Genomic DNA, 22864 nt, shown 5'->3' with positions numbered 1-22864 from the left:
GGTCGCACCCAGCGGGGGACGGGTGCGCCCGCGGCACTTCAGGTGGGGATGACCGGTCCCCACTCACTTCAGAAGTTCGCGCCACCTTTCGGTCCAAGCGTTGTATTCAGTGCATTCCCCGTCTGGAGGCAGGCAATCCCCAGGAGGACGCACGGCGAAGGCGATGTGGTCCAACCGGTATGACTTGGTCGTCACGCCGTACGCCGTGCACACTTCCCGGGCTCGTCCCTTGCACGCCTGGGGGTTGGCGGGGGCCAGGCCGAGCCAGGCGGCGGCGTCGCGCTGGGAGCCGGACTTGGTCATCCGGCTGAGCCAGCGGTAGGCGCAGTTGGTGTCGGTGACGTTCGCGGCGAGCATCCACGAGTCGACCCAGCCGGTGGTCTTGCGGGTCTTGACCGCTTTGACCGGGATCTTCGCCTTCCCCAGGAGCAGGCGGTAGTAAGGGGTGGCCTGGGCGTAGTCGACCGATCCGGTGGCGAAGCCCTTGACCAGGTCGAGGCCGTTGGTCCAGTAGGTGCGGTCATCGTGCCCGGCCAGCCGCTCGGCCGCCTCGTCGAGCTGGGCGGCGGTCAGCTCGAAGGGCCGCTCCACCGCGTCGTCGGCCAGCGCGGCGTCGGCCAGGGTCAGCGGGCTGTCCTTGAGCATGACCCGCGCCGCGCCGAGCACCTGGGCCAGGTCGCCGCCCCCGACCCTGCGGGAGTCGTAGAGGAACTCGTGGGAGCCCCACAGGAACGGCACCCCGTGAACGGTGTCGGTCTTGGGGTCGGTCATCAGCTCGCGCAGCGGCTCGGCCAGGTCGTCGTAGTCCTCGATCTTGGCCGTGTCGATGGGCTGCACCTGCTTGGCCGCGATCATGGCGGCGGCCAGCGCGGGCCCGGCCGAGATGACGTCGTAGCTCCGCTCGCGCAGCCGCGCGGCCATCTCCTCGGGCGTCCCCACGGTGTCGAGGCGGGCGACCCGGCAGCCGGTCTCCTTCTCGAAGGGGCCCGCCCAGTTGGCCCGCGGGCTGGTGCCGCCGTATTCGGCGTAGCCGCGGTAGGTGAGGATCTGCAGCGTGCCGTCGCTCTGCGTGGGGCTGGCACTGGGAGTGCTGCTCGGCGTGCTGCTGGGGGTGGCCGTGGGAGTGGCCGTGGGGGTCGGCTTGGGTGACGGCCCCGCCGCGCCCGTCGCGGCGACCAGGGCCGCGGCGGCGAGCGCCACGGCGGAGATGCGAGGACGATGCACGTCCCGAGCCTACCGGCGACGGCGCGGAGGGGTGATCCTCCCCCGCGCCGCACCGGTCACCTGTTGGTGGGGAACCCGAGGTTCACGCCGCCGTGGGAGGGGTCGAGCCAGCGCGAGGTGACGACCTTGCCCTGGGTGTAGAAGTGGACGCCCTCGGTGCCGTGCATGTGCGTGTCGCCGAAGAGCGAGGACTTCCAGCCGCCGAAGCTGTAGAACGCCATCGGCACCGGGATCGGCACGTTGATGCCGATCATGCCGACCTCGACCTCGTTCTGGAAGCGCCGGGCCGCGCCGCCGTCGTTGGTGAAGATCGCCGTGCCGTTGCCGAACTCACTGCCGTTGATGAGCTCCAGTCCCTCTTCGTACGATCCGACGCGCACGACCGACAGCACCGGCCCGAAGATCTCCTCCACGTGCACCCGGGAACCCGCGGGCACCTGGTCGAGCAGCGTGGGGCCGAGCCAGAAGCCGGGCGTCGCGGCCGCGGTGCCGCCGCCGCGCACGGCCGTCTCGCGGCCGTCGATCACCACCTTGGCGCCCTCCTCGACGGCCAGGTCGAGGTAGGAGGCGACCTTGTCGCGGTGCGCCCGGGTGACGAGCGGGCCCATCTGCGAGTCGGGATCGTCGCCGGGGCCGATGGTCAGCTGCTCGACCCGCTCGGCGATCTTGCGTACCAGCTCGTCGGCCACCGGCTCCACGGCCAGCACGACCGAGATCGCCATGCAGCGCTCGCCGGCCGAGCCGAAGCCCGCTGACACGGCCGAGTCGGCGACCAGGTCGAGGTCCGCGTCCGGCAGCACCAGCATGTGGTTCTTGGCGCCGCCGAGCGCCTGCACCCGCTTGCCGTGCGCGCTGCCGGTCTCGTAGACGTAGCGGGCGATGGGGGTGGAGCCGACGAAGGAGACGCCGCGCACGTCGGGGTGCTCCAGCAGCCGGTCGACCGCGACCTTGTCGCCCTGCACGACGTTGAACACGCCGTCGGGCAGCCCGGCCTCCTGCCAGAGCCGCGCCATGAGCAGCGACGCCGACGGGTCCTTCTCCGAGGGCTTGAGCACGAACGTGTTGCCGCACGCGATCGCGATCGGGTACATCCACATCGGCACCATGGCCGGGAAGTTGAACGGCGTGATGCCGGCCACGACGCCGAGCGGCTGCCGGATCGAGTAGGAGTCGACCTGGGTCGAGACGCCTTCGGAGAAGCCGCCCTTGAGCAGGTGCGGGATCCCGCAGGCGAACTCCACGACCTCGATGCCCCGGCTGACCTCGCCGAGCGCGTCGGAGTGCACCTTGCCGTGCTCGGCGGAGATCAGCGCGGCCATCTCGTCGCGGTGCGCGTACACGAGCTCGCGGAACCTGAACAGCACGTGCGCCCGCCTGACCAGCGAGGTGTCCCGCCAGCCGGGGAACGCGGCGCTCGCCGCGGCGACCGCCGCGTCCACGTCCGCGACCGACGCCAGCGCGACGCTGCCGCTGACCTCGCCGGTGGCCGGGTTGAAGAGCTCGCTCGTACGGCCGTCGCCGTCGACGCGTGCGCCGTTGATCCAGTGGTTGACTGACTTCACTGAGCTGCCTCTGCGTTGATGGTCTCTAGTGCGCTGACGATGATCTCCAGCCCCTGGGTGGCCTCGGCGACCGACAGGGTGAGCGGCGGCGCCATGCGGATGGCCGTGCCGTACAGGCCGCCCTTGCCCGCGAGCAGGCCCGCCTTCTTCGTCTCCTCCATGAACCGCGCGGTCTGCGCGGGGCTGTCGAGCTCGATGGCGAACATCAGGCCCTTGCCGCGCACGTCGCGGACGATCGGCAGCCGCGTGGCGGCCGCGCGCAGCCCGTCCAGGATGATCTTCCCGGTCCTGGCGGCGTTCGCCTGCAGATCGTGGTCGAGCACGTAGTCGAGGGTCGCGTTGGCGGCGGCCATGGAGATCGGGTTGCCGCCGAAGGTGGACAGGCCGACGGCGGGCAGGCTGTCCAGCAGCTCGCCGCGGGCCACGATGCCGCCGACGGCGAAGCCGTTGCCCAGCCCCTTGGCGAAGGTCATCATGTCGGGCGTCACGCCGTGGTTCTGGATGCCGAAGAACGCGCTGCCGGTGCGGCCCCAGCCGGTCTGCACCTCGTCGGAGATGAACAGGATGCCCTGCTCGTCCAGCACCTCCTTGTAGGCGGCGAACAGCCCGTCGGGCGCCATCGTGAACCCGCCCACGCCCTGGATCGGCTCGGCGATCAGCGCGGCCACGTCATTGGCGACGGCGGTGGCGAGCACGTGACGCAGGTCATCGACGCAGGCCGCGATGTAGTCGGCGTCGGACAGCCCCTTGAACTGGGTCAGGTGCCGGTCGGTGCCGTGCAGGAAGTGCGCGTTCAGCGGGGAAAGCGAGTTGTTCTTCCAGGACCGGTGGGAGGTGACGCCGACGGTGCCGAAGCTGCGCCCGTGGTAGCTCTGCCGCATGGCGAGCACCTGGTCGCTCTTGCGGGCGTAGGTGGCCAGCAGCAGCGCGGTCTCGTTGGCCTCGGTGCCGGAGTTGGTGAAGAACACCTTGGCGTCGGGGATGCCGGAGAGCCTGGCGATCTTCTCGGCGAGCTCGATCTGCCCGCGCAGGAGATAGACCGTGCTGGTGTGCACGACGCCGGTGGCGAGCTGGCGTTCGACCGCCTCGCGCACCTCGGGGACGTCGTAGCCGATCATGTTGGTCAGGATGCCGGCGAAGAAGTCGAGGTAGCTCTTGCCCTCGGCGTCGACGACATGGTTGCCCTTGCCGCTGACGATCTCGATGGGCTCGTTGTAGTTGAGGCTCACCCAGTTGGGGATCACTGCCCTGTGGCGCGCGAGAAGCTCGGACATGTCTTGAGTATCCCGGTTATCGGCCGACGACCCCAAACTCAAGTTGTCGGCATAGGCAGAAAATGTCTTACACACTGTCGCAGGCCCCGCATCCACCCACCCCTGATGACCACATGTCCTGACATATGGAGAAATCCCCGGGCCGGACAGAAGAGGTTTGAGCCAAGTTCGCGATGGTATGGGTGGCTTTAGCAGGAGATATGTAGGAGATCGCCCCGTTAGGGGAAGCCTCCTGGAGAACTCCAGGAGACGCGACAGGCGGTCTCCGCGGTCGTGAGGCCGCCAGATCGGGGGAACCCAATGCGCAAGATGCTCACGGGCCTGGGGCTGGCCTTCTTCCTGACGCTCGCCCCCGCCGCCGTCGCATCGGCGGACACGGTGGCCGTACCGGCGACCCAGAGCCAGGTCAACCCGTCACCTCAGCCCAACCAGTACCGAGAGGAAGGCGGCGGCAACGCCGGCCTGTGGGGTCTGCTCGGCTTGCTGGGTCTGCTCGGCCTCGCGGGCATGCGCAAGCAGAAGAGCCATGTCGGCACGGCCGAGCACATGACCAATCGCCCGCCGCGCCCGTAAGTCAGGCGCACGTTCCAAGGGGTCCCCGCACCGGCCAGGCCGGGCGGGGATCCGCCACACCCCTAGGGGATCACCCGTCCACCTTCAGACGTACGACCACCGGCGGGCCTACGCCGCGCGAGGCACCCCAGAAGCACTCCAGCGGCCGACGACCGGCAGGGGTCCGGTCGAGCACCATCAGGTCATCGAACGAGACGACCTGAGGAGACCGGTCATGACGATCACCACCGCTCACCACACCGCCTATCGCCGCCCCGAGGCGCCGTCCGGGCCGCCCAAGCTCGACCGCTACCAACTCCGCCGCGCCCAGCAGGACACGATGGACACCCCGCGGATGGCCTACAGCCTGCTGGCCAGGATGATGTTCAAGCCCGTCGACCTCCTGTACGGCAAGCAGGGCTCCTACACCAAGTTCGCCATGCTGGAGATCATCGCCCGGGTGCCCTACCAGGCATGGGAGCGGATGGGCTACTGGGCCGTGCACCGTCACGCCGGCCGCTCCGCGCTGGCCCGCCGGGTCTTCGAGCGGATCGTGGAGGCCCGCGCCGACCAGGACAACGAGCAGTGGCACCTGCTTATCATGCAGGACCTGGTCCAGCGCTCCGGCCACAAGCAGGGGTGGCTGCTGCACCAGGCGGCGCCCTGGCTCATCGCGTTCTTCTACTACCACGTGTCCTGGGTGCTGTTCCTGGTCCGGCCGGACTGGAGCTACCGGCTGAACGCCGAGTTCGAGGACCACGCCGAGCATGAGTACATGACGTTCGTGGCGCAGAACCCGGACCTGGACTTCGTCCCCGACCCCGGCACCTACGCCGCGGAGTACGGCCGCTACCGCTCGGTGGCCGACCTGCTGCGGCAGATCGGCCACGACGAGCGTACGCACAAGCTCGACAGCCTGGAGACTATGCGCGAGCCCCGTGTCCGCTAGCCCGTATCCACCGGCCGCGTTCACCGGCACGCGTTCACCGGCCGGTGCCGTCAGACGCCGACGGGCTCAGGGGTGGTGGCGGCGGCAGGAGCGGCGGGCCGGATGACGACGAACGCGAGCACTGCCGCGGCCACGCAGAACCCGGCCCCCACCCAGGCCCCGAGGTGCACCGCGTCGGTGAAGGCCGCCTTGGCCTGCGCCACCAGGGCGGGCATGTTGATCGCCACGCCGATCGACTCCCTGGCCGCCTCGGGAGCGCTCTCGGGCATGGAGGCGGTGAAGACCCCGGCCAGCACGCTGCCCAGGACGGCGATGCTCATGGCGAGCCCGACCTGCTGCACCGTGTCGTTCATGGCCGAGCCGACCCCCGCGTACTCCAGCGGGATCGCGTTCATCAGCGAGGCGTAGGCCGAGGGACCGGCGAGCCCGCCGCCCACGCCCATGACCACGAGGCCGACGAGCAGCGACAGGTAACCAGTGGTCGTCGCCATGACGGCGAAACCGCCGGCCATGACGAGCAGACCCGCCGCGATCAGGGTCCGGTTGCTGATCTTCTGGCCCAGCCCGGCGCCGAGGCCGTTGAAGATGGCCGCCGCCACCGCGTACGGCAGCAGCGCCAGCCCGGCGCGCATCTCGCCGTACCCGAGGACGAACTGCAGATACTGGGTCAGCATGAGCATCACGGCCCCGGCCCCGAACGACATCAGCAGGATGGCGAACGAGGCCCCGCTGAAGTTGCGGTTCCTGAAGAGCTGGAGCGGCAGCATCGGATGCTCCTGCCGGCGCTCCCAGAGCACGAAGGCGGTGAGCGCCACCACCGCGACCACGATGATCACCGGGTCGAAAACCCGCTCGATGATCACATAGACGGCGGCGGTCAGCCCGACGATGGACAGCACCACGCCCACCGGGTCGAGCCGGCGCCCGGCGCTGCGCGTCTCCGGCATCAGCACCACGGCGGCCACGATCGCGATCAGCACAATAGGGATGTTCAGCAGGAAGACCGAGCCCCACCAGTAGTGCTCCAGCAGGAAGCCGCCCAGCGTGGGCCCGAGGATCACGCTGATCATCGCCACCCCGCCCCAGACGGCCATCGCCTTACGGCGTTCCTCCTCGTCGAAAACGGTCATCAGGATGGACAGCGTCGAGGGCATCATGATCGCCCCGCCGACGCCCATCAGCGCGCGGGCGCCGATGAGCTGCCACGGCTCGGTGACAAACACCGCCAGCAGCGACGCGCCACCGAACAGCACCAGGCCGATGATGAGAAAGAGCCTGCGGCCGTAGCGGTCCGACAGACTGCCCGCCGTGAGCAGCAGCCCGGCGAAGGCCAGCACGTAGGAGTCCAGCACCCACTGGATCTCGGAGAAGGACGCCCCCAGTTCGCTGATCAGCGAGGGGATCGCCAGGTTGAGCACTGTGCCGTCCACGGACAGGACCAGCAGTGCGAGGCACAGGACGCCGAGTATCCACCACCGACGGGGATCTCGTACAGTGTTCGATTCCACTCGCACACTGTACGACAAACCTCGTACGGTGTGCGACTGCCTTTATCCTGGAGAGGTGACCGGCAAGCAGTTCACCTCCGTCTGGACGCGGGACCCGCGCCCTGCCAAGAGCCCCGGCCGAAGCCGCGACGAGATCGTCAGGGCGGCCGTCGAGCTGCTCGACGCCGAGGGCCTCGAAGGGCTCAGCATGCGCAAACTCGGCGCCCGCCTCGGCACCGGCGCCACCAGCATCTACTGGTACGTCGCCAACAAGGACGAGCTGCTGGAGCTGGCCTACGACGACTTCTGGGGCGAGATCACGCTCCCGGAGCCCACCGCGCAGACCTGGCGGCAGACCGTCGCGGCCGCCGCCCACGGCATGCGCCGGCTGATCCTGCGCCACCCCTGGTCGGGCGAGCTCATCGGCCGCATGCCGTCACTCGGCCCCAACGCCCTGGCCTTCGCCGCCGTCCTGCGCAGGACCTTCAAGCTCGCCGGATTCGCCGGCCTGGAGGTCGACTACGCCAACACGACCCTCACCGCCTACGTCTTCGGCATGACCATCCCGGAGCTCGCCTGGAACAAGTCGAAGGCCGACGGCGGCTACGACCCCGACACCATGCGCGAGGCCGTCACCAAGGCCACGGCCGGCATTCCCGAGCTGACCGAGAGCATCCACAATTCCTGGGACCTCGATCCGGACCAGGTGCGTGAGATGGCCTTCAGTTTCGGGCTCGGCGCGGTGCTCGATGGCCTTGAGGCTCGGCTGGTGACGTAGCAGGATCCGGAGCATGAGCGATTTCCGTGCGGCCCGCGACTTCCTGCTCCACGCCGACTACGACACCGCCCGCAGCGACTTCCGCTGGCCCGAGCCGGCCGAGTTCAACTGGGCGCTCGACTGGTTCGACGGGGTGCTGGCCGCCGAGACGCCCGACGCGATCGCGCTCAAGATCCCCGGCAAGGTCGCCTACACCTTCGCCGAGCTGTCCGTCCGCTCCAACCGGGTGGCCAACTGGCTGCACGAGCAGGGCGTCAGGCGCGGTGACCGGGTCCTGCTCATGCTGGGCAACCAGGCCGAGCTGTGGGAGTCGCTGCTGGCCGCCATGAAACTCGGCGCGGTGATCATCCCGGCCACGACGCTGCTGACGGCCAAGGACATCACCGAGCGGATCGAGCGCGGCGGTGTCTCCCATGTGATCGCGAACGCCGCGGACGCGAGCAGGTTCGGCGGCGGGCCGTACACCCGCATCGCGGTCGGTGACGCCTACGGATGGCTGTCCTACCACGACAGCACGCGCGCGGCCGAGCGCTTCGTCCCCGACGGTCCCACCCGGGCGGGCGACACGCTGCTGCTCTACTTCACCTCGGGCACCACCTCGGCGCCCAAGCTGGTGGAGCACACCCACGCCTCCTATCCGGTGGGGCACCTGTCCACCATGTTCTGGATCGGCCTGCGGCCCGGCGACGTGCATCTCAACGTGTCCTCCCCCGGCTGGGCCAAGCATGCCTGGAGCAACGTCTTCGCGCCCTGGAACGCCGGCGCCACCGTGCTCATCCACGACTACCAGCGCTTCTCGGCGACCGAGCTGCTGCGGGTGCTGCGCGACGAGCGGGTGACGACCTTCTGCGCGCCGCCGACCGTGTGGCGGATGCTCATCCAAGAGGACCTGGCCTCCTGGAAGCTGCCGCTGCGCACCGCCGTGGCCGCCGGCGAGCCGCTCAATCCGGAGATCATCGACCAGGTGGCCAAGGCGTGGGGCCTCACGATCAGGGACGGCTACGGTCAGACCGAGACCACCGCCCAGATCGGCAACGTGCCCGGCGAGCCGGTCCGGCCCGGCTCGATGGGCAAGCCGCTGCCGGGCTACGAGGTGGTGCTGCTGGACGTGGAGACCGGCGAACCTGGTGACGACGGCGAGATCTGCCTGCCGCTCGACCCCCGCCCCATGGGCCTCATGTCCGGATATATCGCTGGATCGGGTGAAGCGATGAGGGACGGGCATTATCACACGGGAGACGTCGCCTCCCGGGACGCCGACGGCTACATCACCTATGTGGGCCGGACCGACGACGTCTTCAAGGCCTCCGACTATCGCATCTCGCCGTTCGAGCTGGAGAGCGTGCTGCTGGAGCACGAGGCCGTGGCGGAGGCGGCCGTGGTGCCCGACCCCGATCCGCTGCGACTGGCCGTACCCAAGGCGTATGTGACGCTCGCGCCCGGGTTCGAGCCCGGCGAGGCGACGGCACGGTCGATCTTCGAGCACTCCCGGCGCGAGCTGGCGCCCTTCAAGCGGCTGCGCAGGCTGGAGTTCGGCGAGCTGCCCAAGACGATCTCCGGCAAGATCCGGCGCGGGCAGCTCCGCGACCAGCCGACCGGGCGCGAGTACCGGGAGGAGGACCTTTTGAAGTGATCCGCTTGCACTCTGTCAGTCGGCCTCGCCCCGTTCTTACAAAATGATCGGATAGGCTCGCCCCTGTGCTGCCCACCATCGCCGACATCCTCGTTTTGGAAAGCGTTCGCCGGGGTAACCCGCGCGTCGTCGCGGGCGCGGACCGGCTCGACACCAAGGTGCGGTGGGTGCACGTCGGCGAGATCGCCGACATCGCGCAGCTGCTGCGCGGCGGCGAGCTGGTGCTCACCACGGGCGTCGCCTTGCCCGCCGATCCGGGCAAGCTCACCGACTACATCGCCGAGCTCTCCTCCGTCGGCGCCTCCGGGCTGATCGTCGAACTGGGCCGCAGGTTCGTCCGCGAGCTGCCCGCCGAGGTGGTCAAATCCGCCGAGGAGCACGGCCTGCCGCTGATCGTGCTGACCCGCGAGACCCCGTTCGTGCAGATCACCGAGGCCGTGCACGCCCGGATCATCGACATCCAGCTTGAGGAGCTGCGCGCGTCGGAGCAGCTGCACGAGGTGTTCACCGAGCTGTCGGTCGAGGGCGCGTCACCGGCGGAGGTGCTGGCCCAGGTGTCCAGGCTGTCCGGCCGCCCGGTGCTGCTGGAGAACCTCGCCCACCAGGTGCTGGCCTGCGAGTCGGCCGGCCGCGACACCGGCACGCTGCTGGCCGGCTGGGAGAGCAGGTCGCGCGCGGTGGCCCCGGCGGAGCGCACCGCCTACGACGCCGCGTCCGGCTGGCTGGTCACCACCGTCGGCGCCCGCGGTCAGGACTGGGGCAGGCTGATCCTGCTCTGCGACGCCAAGCCCTCGCCCCGCGACCTGGTGCTGGCCGAGCGCGCCGCGACCACGCTCGCCCTCGGCCGCCTGCTGGAGCGGCACCAGGAGTCCCTGGAGCGCCAGGCACACGGCACGATCATCACCGGCATCCTCACCCACGCCTACGCCGACCCCGACGAGGCCGCCGCCCGCGCCAGAGCGGTCGGCGTGCCGCTCACCGGCCGCAAGCTGGTCAGCGTCGTCATCCGCCCCACCGACCCCCTCGACCAGGCGCTCGACGGGCAGGCCGAGCTCGGCGAGCTGGCCGAGGCGACCGCCGCCGCCTGCCGCGACGCCCGGCTGCCCGCCCTGGTGGGCGCGCTCGACCAGGACCGGGTCGGCGTCCTGCTGCCGCTGCCGCCCCGCACCAGCCCCGAGCCGGCGCTGACCGCGCTCTCCGAGCGCCTGCGCGCGTTGTGGAAGCCCGGCGCCGCGTTCGTGCTGGCCGCCGGCTCCATGGTCGAGTCCATCAGAGACGTACGGCGCAGCTTCCTGGAGGCGGAGCAGGTGGCCGACGTGGCGGTCCGCCAGCCGGACGGCAGACCCTACTACCGCCTGCCCGACCTGCGCCTGCGCGGGCTGCTGCACCTGCTGCGCGACGACGCCAGGCTACAGACCTTCGCCGAGCGGGAGCTGGGCGCGCTGCTGGCGCACGACGCGCAGCGCGGCGGCGACCTGACCCGCATCCTGCGCATCTATCTGGACGCCGGCCGCAACAAGGCGGTGGCGGCCCAGAAGGCGCACCTGTCGAGGCCCGCCTTCTACGACCGCCTGCGCCGCCTCGAACGCATCCTCGACACCGATCTGGACGACGTCGAGTCCTGCCTGTCGCTGCACGTGGCACTGCTGGCCCTGGAGTCCTTCCGCCGGGAGAGCAGCCGCTAGAACTTCATGGCGGCCCGCACCTCGTCGAGCGTCGTGATCGCCCGCTCACGAGCCCGCCGGTTCCCCTCGGCCAGCGCCGCGTGCACCTCCTCCTCCGTACGCTCGCGCCGGCGCCGCCTGATCGGGCGCAGAAAGTCGTTGACCGCATCCGTGACCAGCCGCTTCAGCGCCGCGGCCCCGCCGTACCCGATCTCGTCGGCGAGCTCCCGCGGCGGGCGGCCGAGACACAGCGACGCCAGCGTGAGCAGATTGGCCACCTCCGGGCGGGCCTGCTCGTCAAAGGTGATCAGGCGCTCGGAGTCGGTGCGCGCCTTGCGGATGAGGGCCGCCGTCTCGTCCTCGCCGGCCGACAGCGGGATCGCGTTGCCCCTGCTCTTGCTCATCTTGCCGCCGTCGAGCCCCTTGACCAGCGAGCCGTCGCTCAACATCGCCTCCGGCTCCGGGAAGACCTCGCCGTAGCGCTCGTTGAAGCGCCGCGCCACCAGCCGGGTCATCTCCACATGCGGGAGCTGGTCCCTGCCGACCGGCACCAGCGTGCCCTTGCAGAACAGGATGTCGGCCGCCTGGTGCACCGGATAGGTGAACATCAGCCCGTTGACCGCCCGCTGGCTGCTGTGCGTGATCTCGTCCTTGACGGTCGGGTTACGGCTCAGCTCGGCCACCGACACCAGGCTCAGGAACGGCAGCATCAGCTGGTTGAGCTCCGGGATCGCACTGTGCCGGAAGATCGTCACCTTAGCCGGGTCGAGCCCGACGGCCAGATAGTCCAGGAGCAGCCCCGTGACGTTCCGCTGAATGTCCCCCGGCCGATCCCTATCCGTTATCACCTGATAGTCAGCGATAAGGACATACATCGGGTACGTGTCCTGCAACGCGACCCGGTTGGCCAGCGAGCCGAAATAGTGGCCGAGATGGAGCGGCCCGGTCGGGCGGTCTCCGGTGAGAACGATGTGCTGCATGTCGAGTCCCTCCTCAGGTCATGCCCGTCCTGAGGAACCCACGCGCGTGGCCGCCCCGAGGACGGCCCGTGCAGGTGAAAGTCAGCGGCCGTCTCTCGGCCACCACCACATGCACATGCGCTTCATGAATCCCATTCTAGGTGCGGAACGCCGTTTCTCGGCCAATTCCCAAAGGCACCACCGCAACCGTGTGTCGATCTCGTAACCACTCCGACCGATTAGCGTGTTTCGCTGCGTTAGCGACCTTGATCTCGTCAGGATAGGGCCGGTCTGTTCTCTGCCGCCCTCTTGGAGTCTTCATGTCTCGACGCACCCTAGTCGTCGGCCTGGCCATGGCCGCGACGCTCACGGCCACCGCCGTGCCAGGCGCCGCCGCCGAGGAGGAGACGGCGCTCAAGTTCCCGTCGACCAGGTTCCCGCTCGGCGCGCGCCCCGCGCCGACCAAGACCGTGACCGCCGTGGCCCAGGGCATCGACCTGTACGACGTGAAGGCGGGCACCTCCACCGACGGCTACACGGTGACCGTGCTCATGCCGAGCGGGCGCGACTACGGCAAGCTGGAGACCGCCCAAGCCAGGGTCGCCGAGGTGGAGGCGGCCGGGGAGGTCGCCAGCCTGCAGAAGGTGGTGCGCCCCCAGGTCGCCGACGCGCCCGCCCAAGAGGTGTACATGGTGCGGGTCGGCCTGTGGACGATCAAGGACAAGGCCAAGGCCGACAAGATGGCCAAGAAGCTCAAAGAGGCCGGCCTGAAGGTGAAGACCGACTACCTCGGCGACGACGGCCTCCAGACCACCGGCCCCTGGGACGTCAAGGTCATGATGATCGACTCCAGGACGTTCCGCGGCAGCTACGCCGCCTCCCTCGGCACCAGCGTCGCCAAGCGCGAGTCCGTCTCCTCGATGGCCAAGGCGCGGGGCGCCCTCGCCGCCGTCAACGGCGGCTTCTTCAACATCCACACCGCCAAGCAGCTGCGCGGCGAGCCCGTCGGCGCCTCCGTGGTCAGCGGCAGACTGCTCAGCGAGGCCGTCCCCGGCCGCTCCGCCGTGGTCATGAACGGCCGCAAGGCCCGCATCACCGAGCTCGGCTCCACCGTCACCGCGATCTCCCAGGACGGTGCCAGACTCCCGGTGAACGGCGTCAACCGCATGGCCGGCACCGACGAGCTCATCCTCTACACCGAGGAATACGGCGCCAAGACCCCCGCCAACGACGGCTCCGACGTCGTCCTCGACGCCAACGGCAAGGTCGTGACCCTGCGCGCCTCCGGCGCCGCGGTGCCCAAGGGCATGCGGGTCCTGCACGGCGCGGGCGTGGCCTCCGACTGGCTGAACGAACACGCCTGGGAGGCCTGGACGGTCAAGGTCGACACCAAGCTGACGGACCTGCGCACCAACAGGGCCCTCAAGCTCACCCCCGACCTGAACGTGATCGCCGGCGGCGTCGGCCTGGTGCGGAACGGACAGGTCAAGATCACCGCCAAGCTCGACGGCCACGACTCCATGAACATGATCCTCCGCCGTCACCCCCGCACCCTGGTCGGCACCACCCGCAACGGCAGCCTCATCCTGGCCACCATCGACGGCCGCCAGCCGGGGGTCACGGTGGGCGCCAACTTCGTCGAGGCGGCCCAGTTCATGCGCTGGCTCGGTGCCACCCAGGCGATCAACCTGGACGGCGGCGGCTCCACCGCCATGGTGGTCGGCAAGAAACTCGTCAACCACCCCTCCGACGGCCGGGAACGCCCCGTGGGTGACGCGCTGCTGGTGCTGCCCAAGTAGCTCGCACCGCGACGGCCCGAAGCCAAAGGCCCCCGGAAGTGCGTCACTTCCGGGGGCCTTGCTTTGTCACACCAACAAAAAAGGGGGCCCTCACACCGTCCTAGGCGTGAAAACCCCCTCCTCCAAGCCCTCACACACGTGAGACGTGGAACCCCTTGCAAGCCGACTGACCGACCGCAAAAAGCCCTAGAAATGCAGATAAGGCCCCGACACATGTCGGGGCCCTACCTGAAAGATTGTCCGGCGGTGACCTACTCTCCCACACCCTCCCGAGTGCAGTACCATCGGCGCAGAGAAGCTTAACTTCCGGGTTCGGAATGTAACCGGGTGTTTCCTTCCCGCCATAACCGCCGTAACCCTGCGAAACACACAAACAACACCAGCCACACCCAGCACGCTAGGTGAACCGATACCTGCTTGTTGTCTCAGAATTGCGTAGTGGACGCGAGCAAGATGCCTTCTCACAGTGCGGCGCTGTTCCGGACCCGGCGAAGAGTACAGAACGCAGCACACACTCACAAGAAGCAAAAGCTTTGTGGTCAAGTCCTCGGCCTATTAGTACCGGTCAGCTCCACACGTTACCGTGCTTCCACCTCCGGCCTATCAACCCGGTCGTCTACCGGGAGCCTTACCCACTCTCATGGTGGGAGACCTCATCTCAAGGCGAGCTTCCCGCTTAGATGCTTTCAGCGGTTATCCCTTCCGAACGTAGCCAACCAGCCGTGCACCTGGCGGTACAACTGGCACACCAGAGGTTCGTCCGTCCCGGTCCTCTCGTACTAGGGACAGCTCCTTTCAAGTCTCCTGCGCGCGCAGCGGATAGGGACCGAACTGTCTCGCGACGTTCTAAACCCAGCTCGCGTACCGCTTTAATGGGCGAACAGCCCAACCCTTGGGACCTACTCCAGCCCCAGGATGCGACGAGCCGACATCGAGGTGCCAAACCATCCCGTCGATATGGACTCTTGGGGAAGATCAGCCTGTTATCCCCGGGGTACCTTTTAGCCGTTGAGCGACACCGCTTCCACATGCCGATGCCGGATCACTAGTCCCAGCTTTCGCTCCTGCTCGACCCGTCAGTCTCACAGTCAAGCTCCCTTGTGCACTTACACTCAACACCTGATTGCCAACCAGGCTGAGGGAACCTTTGGGCGCCTCCGTTACTCTTTAGGAGGCAACCGCCCCAGTTAAACTACCCACCAGACACTGTCCCCGATCCGGATCACGGACCAGAGTTAGACGTTCAAAACGACCAGAGTGGTATTTCACCAATGACTCCACCATCACTAGCGTGACAGCTTCCCAGTCTCCCACCTATCCTACACAAGACGTTCCAAACGCCAATGTCAAGCTGTAGTGAAGGTCCCGGGGTCTTTCCGTCCTGCTGCGCGTAACGAGCATCTTTACTCGTAGTGCAATTTCGCCGGGTCTGTGGTTGAGACAGCGGGGAAGTCGTTACGCCATTCGTGCAGGTCGGAACTTACCCGACAAGGAATTTCGCTACCTTAGGATGGTTATAGTTACCACCGCCGTTTACCGGCGCTTAAGTTCTCACCTTCGCTGTGTTACCACAGCTAAGCGGTCCCCTTAACGTTCCGGCACCGGGCAGGCGTCAGTCCGTATACATCGTCTTACGACTTCGCACGGACCTGTGTTTTTAGTAAACAGTCGCTTCCCCCTGGCCACTGCGACCACCACCAGCTCACAGAGCAAGTCCGATCACCAGCAGAGGTCCCCCTTCTCCCGAAGTTACGGGGGCAATTTGCCGAGTTCCTTAACCACAGTTCACCCGATCGCCTTGGTATTCTCTACCTGACCACCTGAGTCGGTTTAGGGTACGGGCCGCCACAACACTCGCTAGAGGCTTTTCTCGGCAGCATAGGATCATCCACTTCACCACAATCGGCTCGGCATCACATCTCAGGATTAATGCGGGGCGGATTTGCCTACCCCACTCCCTACATGCTTACCCCAGGACTACCATCGCCTGGGCTGGACTACCTTCCTGCGTCACCCCATCGCTTACCTACTACCCGATCGGACCGAGCGTTCACTCTGACCCCAAGCCCGAAGGCTTTAGGCGAGTTAAGGACTCTTAGCATCACGAGGTTCAGTATGGGCGCGTTAAAGCGGGTACGGGAATATCAACCCGTTGTCCATCGACTACGCCTGTCGGCCTCGCCTTAGGTCCCGACTTACCCTGGGCGGATTAGCCTGGCCCAGGAACCCTTGGTCATCCGGCGCGAGGGTTTCTCACCCTCGATTCGCTACTCATGCCTGCATTCTCACTCGCACAGCCTCCACGACTAGATCACTCTGCCGCTTCACCGGCTGCACGACGCTCCCCTACCCACCAACAGGAATAACCCTGTCAGTGCCACGACTTCGGCGGTGTACTTGAGCCCCGCTACATTGTCGGCGCGGAATCACTTGACCAGTGAGCTATTACGCACTCTTTCAAGGGTGGCTGCTTCTAAGCCAACCTCCTGGTTGTCTCTGCGACTCCACATCCTTTCCCACTTAGCACACGCTTAGGGGCCTTAGTCGGTGATCTGGGCTGTTTCCCTCTCGACTACGAACCTTATCGCCCGCAGTCTCACTGCCACGCTCTCACTTACCGGCATTCGGAGTTTGGCTGACGTCAGTAACCTTGTCGGGCCCATTAGCCATCCAGTGCTCTACCTCCGGCAAGAAACACGTGACGCTGCACCTAAATGCATTTCGGGGAGAACCAGCTATCACGGAGTTTGATTGGCCTTTCACCCCTACACACAGGTCATCCCCCAGGTTTTCAACCCTGGTGGGTTCGGTCCTCCACCCAGTCTTACCTGAGCTTCAACCTGCCCATGCGTAGATCACTCCGCTTCGGGTCTACAGCATGCGACTCAAACGCCCTATTCAGACTCGCTTTCGCTACGGCTCCCCCACACGGGTTAACCTCGCCACACACCATAACTCGCAGGCTCATTCTTCAAAAGGCACGCAGTCACATCACACGAGAACCGAAATTCTCGTAAGCTCCTACGGCTTGTAGGCACACGGTTTCAGGTACTATTTCACAACCCCTCACCGGGGCACTTTTCACCTTTCCCTCACGGTACTCGTGCACTATCGGTCATCAGGGAGTATTTAGGCTTACCAGGTGGTCCTGGCAGATTCACACAGGATTTCTCGGGCCCCGTGCTACTTGGGATCCCCTCCGACAGTCGACAAGGTTTCGTCTACCCGACTCTCACGGTCTACGGCGCCCCTTCCCAGAGGCTTCGACTACCGTGACGATTTTTTACTGTCCGAAGAAACGGCAGCTCCTTCAAGAAGGTCCCACGACCCCGGACGTGCAACGCCTGCCGGCTATCACACACGCCCGGTTTAGCCTCATCCGCTTTCGCTCACCACTACTCACGGAATCACTGTTGTTTTCTCTTCCTACGGGTACTGAGATGTTTCACTTCCCCGCGTTACCACCAACCGCCCTATACATTCAGGCGGAGGCAACACCACATGACTGGTGCTAGGTTTCCCCATTCGGACATCCCCGGATCAACGTCTGGTTGGCGACTCCCCGAGGCTTAACGCAGCCTCCCACGTCCTTCATCGGCTCCTGATGCCTAGGCATCCACCGTGTGCCCTAAAAAACTTGGCCACAAAGATGCTCGCGTCCACTATGCAAATCTCAAACAACAAACAGCAACCAACCCCACCCACCACCAGACACCCAACACACATGTGCTGAATCGGTATGACGGAAGGTCGGCCCTGCATGAGGTGGTAACAGACAACAAGCCCGCCTCAGCGGGCCCGCCGGTCCGTTCCCTCAGGACCCAACAGTGTGTCCAACCCAGCCGAACCCCCGCAACCGCGTTCCCCTCCGCTGTCACCAGCGACGGTACTAACGATCCGGCAATCCGAACCGATTGAGTAGCCAGTGCTCCACTAATGAGCTGCCGAGCAGGAAACATTCGTCCCTGACCCCGGCGTAGATCGAGTATGACCCCGATCGATGCTCCTTAGAAAGGAGGTGATCCAGCCGCACCTTCCGGTACGGCTACCTTGTTACGACTTCGTCCCAATCGCCAGCCCCACCTTCGACCGCTCCCCCCAGCAAGCTGGTTGGGCCACGGGCTTCGGGTGTTGCCGACTTTCGTGACGTGACGGGCGGTGTGTACAAGGCCCGGGAACGTATTCACCGCAGCGTTGCTGATCTGCGATTACTAGCGACTCCGACTTCATGGGGTCGAGTTGCAGACCCCAATCCGAACTGAGACCGGCTTTTAGGGATTCGCTCCACCTTACGGCTTAGCAGCCCTCTGTACCGGCCATTGTAGCATGTTTGCAGCCCAAGACATAAGGGGCATGATGACTTGACGTCATCCCCACCTTCCTCCGAGTTGACCCCGGCAGTCTCCCATGAGTCCCCAACCCTCCGAAGAGGTTGCTGGCAACATGGAACAAGGGTTGCGCTCGTTGCGGGACTTAACCCAACATCTCACGACACGAGCTGACGACAGCCATGCACCACCTGTCACCCAGTCCGAAGAGGCGCACATCTCTGCACGTTTCCGGGTGATGTCAAACCTTGGTAAGGTTCTTCGCGTTGCGTCGAATTAAGCAACATGCTCCGCCGCTTGTGCGGGCCCCCGTCAATTCCTTTGAGTTTTAGCCTTGCGGCCGTACTCCCCAGGCGGGGCGCTTAATGCGTTAGCTCCGGCACGGAGATCGTGGAAGACCCCACACCTAGCGCCCAACGTTTACAGCGTGGACTACCAGGGTATCTAATCCTGTTCGCTCCCCACGCTTTCGCTCCTCAGCGTCAGGTAAGGCCCAGCAAGCCGCCTTCGCCACCGGTGTTCCTCCTGATATCTGCGCATTTCACCGCTACACCAGGAATTCCACTTGCCCCTACCTACCTCTAGCCGGCCCGTATCCACCGCAGACCCGCAGTTAAGCTGCGGGCTTTCACGGCAGACGCGACCAGCCACCTACGAGCTCTTTACGCCCAATAATTCCGGACAACGCTTGCGCCCTACGTATTACCGCGGCTGCTGGCACGTAGTTAGCCGGCGCTTCTTCTGCAGGTACACGTCAACTTCGTCCCTGCTGAAAGAGGTTTACAACCCGAAGGCCGTCATCCCCCACGCGGCGTCGCTGCGTCAGGCTTTCGCCCATTGCGCAATATTCCCCACTGCTGCCTCCCGTAGGAGTCTGGGCCGTGTCTCAGTCCCAGTGTGGCCGGTCGCCCTCTCAGGCCGGCTACCCGTCGTCGCCTTGGTAGGCCATTACCCCACCAACAAGCTGATAGGCCGCGAGTCCATCCCCAACCGAAAAAACTTTCCACCACCACCAGATGCCTGGGGCGGTCGTATCCGGTATTAGACCCAGTTTCCCGGGCTTATCCCAGAGTCAGGGGCAGGTTACTCACGTGTTACTCACCCGTTCGCCGCTCGAGTACCCCGAAGGGCCTTTCCGCTCGACTTGCATGTGTTAAGCACGCCGCCAGCGTTCGTCCTGAGCCAGGATCAAACTCTCCAAAAAATGCTTGGAATGGTTTCACCCGGCCAACATTCGCAAAAATGTCAACCAAAGGAATCCGTCATAAATGACGGGGTTGTGCATCATGCACTGGCTTTTAACACACTGTTGAGTTCTCAAGAAACGGACGCGTACATCCCCGCACAAACCCTTGATCAGGGCCGAGCGGCGGAGGCGCTCATTTCGTGTTCTGTTATGTCTTAATCCTGTCAGCCGTTCAAGTCCCTGTCAAATTGACCGGACCCGCTCGACCTGCAGGAATAACCACCGCCCCGCTTCCGGGACAACCCCTCTAACTTACTCCGAAGTCGGATCCTTGTCGAATCGACTCCCCGTGGACACAAAAAATCCACGGACCGGATGTTGCTAGGGAGGTGTCCTGAGTGAGGCCGACGATCACCGCCGTCCTCGTGGGACTGGTGAACTCTATGTACGGCTCCGGGAACCGTCAAATCGACGGTTTACCCGCCTGCGGCAGTGTCACTTCTAAGCCACGGGTACGTACCCTCCGTGGAGCATCGACCTGTGCCGAGAGCCCTCATCATCCTGGTGGGAATCGCCGGCGCGGTGATCCTTCTCTTCGGCATCCGCGAGGTTTCGTCCATCGTCGGGCCGTTCGTCCTCGCCCTGGTGCTCGTCATCGCCGTGTCCCCGGTGCGCACCTGGCTGGCGGCCCGGCGGGCGCCGATCTGGGTGCAGGTCGCGGTGCCGTTCCTGATTCTCGTCATGGTGCTGCTGGCGATGGCCGGTGTGCTGACGATCTCGGCGGTGCAGCTCGGCTCGCTCGTCCCCTCCTACACCCGGGAGATCCAGGCGCTGCTCGTCGACGCCCAGAACTTCGCCGTCGCCAAAGGCGTCAGCAACGAGCAACTCGACCGGGCGATCGAGAGCTTCGATCCCCAGCGGATCATCGGCATCGCGCAGAGCCTGCTCGGCGGTGTCATCGGGGTCTTCTCGGGATTGTTCCTCATCGTCGTCCTGCTCCTGGCGATGTGCCTGGACGCGCCCGCCACGGCCAGGATCCTGTCCACCAGCGAGGACAGGAGGCCTGCGGTGGTGACCGCGTTGGACATCTTCGCCCACAAGACCCGGCGCTATCTGATCGTCTCCACCGTCTTCGGGCTGATCAACGCGGTCCTCAACGTCCTGGCCCTCACGGTCATCGGCGTCCCGCTGCCGCTCCTGTGGGGGGTCCTCGCCCTGATCGCCAACTACATCCCCAACATCGGCTTCGTCCTCAGCCTGATGCCGCCGGCGGCCCTGGCCCTCCTGGACGGAGGCGTCAAGCAGATGCTCCTGGTGATCGCCGCCTACACCGCCATCAACGTCGTCACCCAGTCCTTCATCCTGCCCAAGTTCCTGGGGGACGCGGTGGGCCTGTCGACCACGATGACCTTCATCTCGCTCATCGTCTGGACGTTCGTGCTCGGCCCGCTGGGCGCCGTCCTCGCCATCCCCCTCAGCCTGCTCACGAAGGCGCTCCTGATCGACAGCGATCCGGCGGCGAAGTGGGCCGCCGCGCTCGTCTCGAACAGGCCGCCGCCGCCCTGACCTAACCGCCGTGCAGCAGGTGGCGTAGCGTCACGCCGCTCAGGCGCTTGACGTCGTGTGACAGGTGCGCCTGGTCCGCGTAGCCCGCCGCCACCGCGACGTCCGCCGCCGCGACGCCTGAGCGGGCCAGTCGCAGGGCTCGCTGGAACCGGGCGACGCGCTGCAGCGTCTTGGGCGCGTACCCGAAGCCCGCCACGGTCCTGCGGTGCAGGTGCCGCTCGCTGAGCCCCAGCTGCCAGGCCACCTCCCGCACACCGCGGCCGGCGCGGAGCCCGGCGAGGATGGCGGGGGCCGCCGGGTCCGGGGCGGGGATCTGTCTCAGGCGGGCCACCACCGCGGCCCGCACGGCAGCGAGCGGGTCGGCCGCCTCCGGATCGAGGTCCGGTACGTCCAGCGCCCCGGCCAGGGACGGCACGGTGCCCAGATCGGTCAGGGGGACACGCTGGTCGCGCAGGTCCTGGAGGGGTACGCCGAAGAACTCGCCCACCGCGCCGGGCCGGAAGCGGATGCCGAACAGCACGTCACCCGGGCGGACCCTGCTGGGCACGGGACCCGTGTCGGGGCCGGCGACGAAGGGGCCGTCGGGGCCCCAGATCAGGTCGACGCAGCCGTCGGGCACCACGAGCAGGGTGCCCTCCCGCTCACCGACCCGCCGCCACAGGCAGGCGACGCGCCCGGCCAGATCCCGCTCCGGCGCCCACTCCGCATACATGCCCCCAGGCTAGGCGGCGCCTGTGACACTTCGCCGAGCCAGGCGTCGACCGTAGACGCCGGCACCTGCGACACCTGGCCGTTCCACGCGACTACAGGCGCAGGCGTCTGTGACGCTCAGCCCGGTAGGCGGCCGTACGCGCGTAGGGTTTTGAGGCGTCCTACCGTCAGGTAGCCGCCCCACTCGTGGGCCACTACCGGCGTCCACATGAGGAAGTTGGGATGCCACCCGCCCTCCTCCGACTGGGCCGCCGGGAGGGCGTCCAGGTGGCGGTCGATCACTTCGGCGTCGAACAGTGGCAGCCGCAGCGGCTCCGGTGCGAAGTCCAGTGGGAAGTGCGCCTCCCCCGGCGCGTCCGGGTCGAGCGAGACGGTGGCCAGGATGCCGTCCTTCAGGCGGTCGAACTCGGCCAGCGCCCGCTCCCTGTCCGGGACCAGGTCCAGGAAGGTGACGACGGCGCGGGCCTCGTACGGCGTGATCTTGTCGATGGCGGCGACGGCGCGCCAGCAGAAGTCGGTGGCCGGCCCCCGCCAGGGGTGGTCGATGCCGTGTTCGTGCAGGAGGCCGGCTAGGGAGGCGGTGGGGATGAGGTTGCCCGGCGGGTCGTCGGCGGTCTCCCACCAGGGGGCCCGGGGGGTGTCGCGGACGCTGGGCAGCACGAACGGGACGCCGCCGTCCTCGGTGGTGACGCTGAGCAGGTAGTCGCAGGCGGCCGTCACCATCGGATCGGCGAAGGCGTCGAGCTCGTCCAGGATCCAGAACGCCACCTCGACCGGCTCCGGCTGGCTGCCCGCGCCGCGCAGGTCGGGTTCGAGCGCGTGGCCGAATCCCCCGTCGGGGTTCTGGTAGCAGCGCAGCGTGTCGAGCACCCGCTCCCGGGACCCGCCGGCGAACAGCGCCTCGAACCTGAGCCTGTCGATCAGCCGGGCGTGAAGCCGCAGGTAGGTGCCTGCTCGGTGAAGAACGTCCATGGGGCGGACGCTACTCGCGGGCCGGTGCGGAAGCTTGTAGGAATCGGACGCGCGGCCGGTTTATTCGGTTGCCGCCACAGGGAGGCCGCGCCTAGCGTCGGCGGCATGTGCTTGTGCTTCTACGCGGTTCGCATCCGTCACGGCCGGCCTCTGGCCCGCCGGTGACGCGATGACCGACTGAGCGTCCACCGGCGTGCCCGGGGCCCTTCGAGATCTCCAT

The 22864-nt window shown here is 66.7% G+C and carries 14 protein-coding genes and 3 rRNA genes; 7 read left to right on the top strand and 10 right to left on the bottom strand.

Annotation, left to right across the window (positions count from 1 at the left end):
- Window positions 1-63: 63 nt before the first annotated feature.
- From OHA68_RS23990 to OHA68_RS23980, 3 genes are read right to left on the bottom strand one after another with little or no spacing between them, the layout of a single operon-like run.
- Window positions 64-1224 (bottom strand): extracellular solute-binding protein, encoded by a 1161-nt coding sequence (locus OHA68_RS23990; protein WP_327102251.1) that lies wholly within the window; start codon window positions 1222-1224, stop codon window positions 64-66.
- Between the two features lie 56 nt (window positions 1225-1280).
- Entirely contained in the window at window positions 1281-2786 is a 1506-nt protein-coding gene (locus tag OHA68_RS23985) for a CoA-acylating methylmalonate-semialdehyde dehydrogenase (RefSeq protein ID WP_327102250.1), read from the bottom strand.
- Window positions 2783-4060, bottom strand: coding sequence for an aspartate aminotransferase family protein (locus OHA68_RS23980; protein ID WP_189141476.1), 1278 nt, complete (start codon window positions 4058-4060; stop codon window positions 2783-2785). Before OHA68_RS23980 ends, OHA68_RS23985 begins: the two co-directional genes overlap by 4 nt.
- Window positions 4061-4360: 300 nt before the next feature.
- Between OHA68_RS23980 and OHA68_RS23975 the strand changes: the two genes are divergently transcribed.
- Window positions 4361-4633 (top strand): WGxxGxxG family protein, encoded by a 273-nt coding sequence (locus OHA68_RS23975; protein WP_327102249.1) that lies wholly within the window; start codon window positions 4361-4363, stop codon window positions 4631-4633.
- A gap of 214 nt (window positions 4634-4847) precedes the next feature.
- Window positions 4848-5561 carry an alternative oxidase gene (locus OHA68_RS23970; RefSeq protein WP_327102248.1) on the top strand — a complete coding sequence of 238 codons (714 nt, stop codon included), beginning with the start codon at window positions 4848-4850 and terminating at the stop codon, window positions 5559-5561.
- A 50-nt stretch (window positions 5562-5611) separates the two neighbouring features.
- On the opposite strand, the gene OHA68_RS23965 is transcribed toward OHA68_RS23970, so the two are convergent.
- Window positions 5612-7069, bottom strand: a complete 1458-nt coding sequence (locus OHA68_RS23965) for an MFS transporter (RefSeq protein WP_327102247.1) — start codon at window positions 7067-7069, stop codon at window positions 5612-5614.
- A 55-nt stretch (window positions 7070-7124) separates the two neighbouring features.
- Between OHA68_RS23965 and OHA68_RS23960 the strand changes: the two genes are divergently transcribed.
- The 3 genes from OHA68_RS23960 (at window position 7125) to OHA68_RS23950 (ending at window position 11144) form a co-directional block, all read left to right on the top strand.
- Window positions 7125-7826: a TetR/AcrR family transcriptional regulator gene (locus tag OHA68_RS23960; RefSeq protein ID WP_327102246.1), complete on the top strand. Its 702-nt coding sequence runs from the start codon at window positions 7125-7127 to the stop codon at window positions 7824-7826.
- Between the two features lie 13 nt (window positions 7827-7839).
- Complete coding sequence (locus tag OHA68_RS23955) at window positions 7840-9459, top strand: AMP-binding protein (RefSeq protein ID WP_327102245.1); 1620 nt, start codon at window positions 7840-7842, stop codon at window positions 9457-9459.
- Between the two features lie 65 nt (window positions 9460-9524).
- A complete protein-coding gene (locus OHA68_RS23950; protein WP_189141471.1) occupies window positions 9525-11144 on the top strand; it encodes a PucR family transcriptional regulator in 1620 nt (539 codons plus the stop codon).
- Here the strand turns inward: OHA68_RS23950 and trpS are convergent.
- Complete coding sequence (gene trpS / locus OHA68_RS23945) at window positions 11141-12103, bottom strand: tryptophan--tRNA ligase (RefSeq protein WP_327102244.1); 963 nt, start codon at window positions 12101-12103, stop codon at window positions 11141-11143. The genes OHA68_RS23950 and trpS overlap by 4 nt on opposite strands.
- A 299-nt stretch (window positions 12104-12402) precedes the next feature.
- Here trpS and OHA68_RS23940 point away from each other — a divergent pair, with 299 nt between their 5' ends.
- Complete coding sequence (locus OHA68_RS23940) at window positions 12403-13881, top strand: phosphodiester glycosidase family protein (protein WP_327102243.1); 1479 nt, start codon at window positions 12403-12405, stop codon at window positions 13879-13881.
- 238 nt (window positions 13882-14119) lie between these two features.
- On the opposite strand, the gene rrf is transcribed toward OHA68_RS23940, so the two are convergent.
- From rrf to OHA68_RS23925, 3 genes are all read right to left on the bottom strand, one after another.
- Window positions 14120-14236: ribosomal RNA gene (rrf, locus tag OHA68_RS23935) — 5S ribosomal RNA — on the bottom strand.
- A 180-nt stretch (window positions 14237-14416) separates the two neighbouring features.
- Window positions 14417-17524, bottom strand: a 23S ribosomal RNA gene (locus OHA68_RS23930).
- 368 nt (window positions 17525-17892) lie between these two features.
- A 16S ribosomal RNA gene (locus tag OHA68_RS23925) occupies window positions 17893-19413 on the bottom strand.
- Together the 16S, 23S and 5S rRNA genes form the textbook arrangement of a ribosomal RNA operon.
- A 522-nt stretch (window positions 19414-19935) precedes the next feature.
- On the opposite strand from OHA68_RS23925, the gene OHA68_RS23920 reads away from it, so the two are divergent.
- Window positions 19936-20961, top strand: coding sequence for an AI-2E family transporter (locus tag OHA68_RS23920; protein WP_327102242.1), 1026 nt, complete (start codon window positions 19936-19938; stop codon window positions 20959-20961).
- Between the two features lies 1 nt (window position 20962).
- Here OHA68_RS23920 and OHA68_RS23915 read toward each other — a convergent pair whose 3' ends face one another.
- Together OHA68_RS23915 and OHA68_RS23910 are read right to left on the bottom strand one after the other, a co-directional pair.
- Window positions 20963-21673 carry a DUF6597 domain-containing transcriptional factor gene (locus OHA68_RS23915; protein ID WP_327102241.1) on the bottom strand — a complete coding sequence of 237 codons (711 nt, stop codon included), beginning with the start codon at window positions 21671-21673 and terminating at the stop codon, window positions 20963-20965.
- Between the two features lie 116 nt (window positions 21674-21789).
- Window positions 21790-22644, bottom strand: a complete 855-nt coding sequence (locus OHA68_RS23910) for a hypothetical protein (RefSeq protein ID WP_327102240.1) — start codon at window positions 22642-22644, stop codon at window positions 21790-21792.
- Window positions 22645-22864 lie beyond the last annotated feature (220 nt).

Source organism: Nonomuraea glycinis, assembly GCF_035920485.1.
GTDB classification, from domain to species: domain Bacteria; phylum Actinomycetota; class Actinomycetes; order Streptosporangiales; family Streptosporangiaceae; genus Nonomuraea; species Nonomuraea glycinis.
Note: the sequence above shows the minus strand (reverse complement) of the source record. Positions and strands in the feature narration are given on the sequence as shown.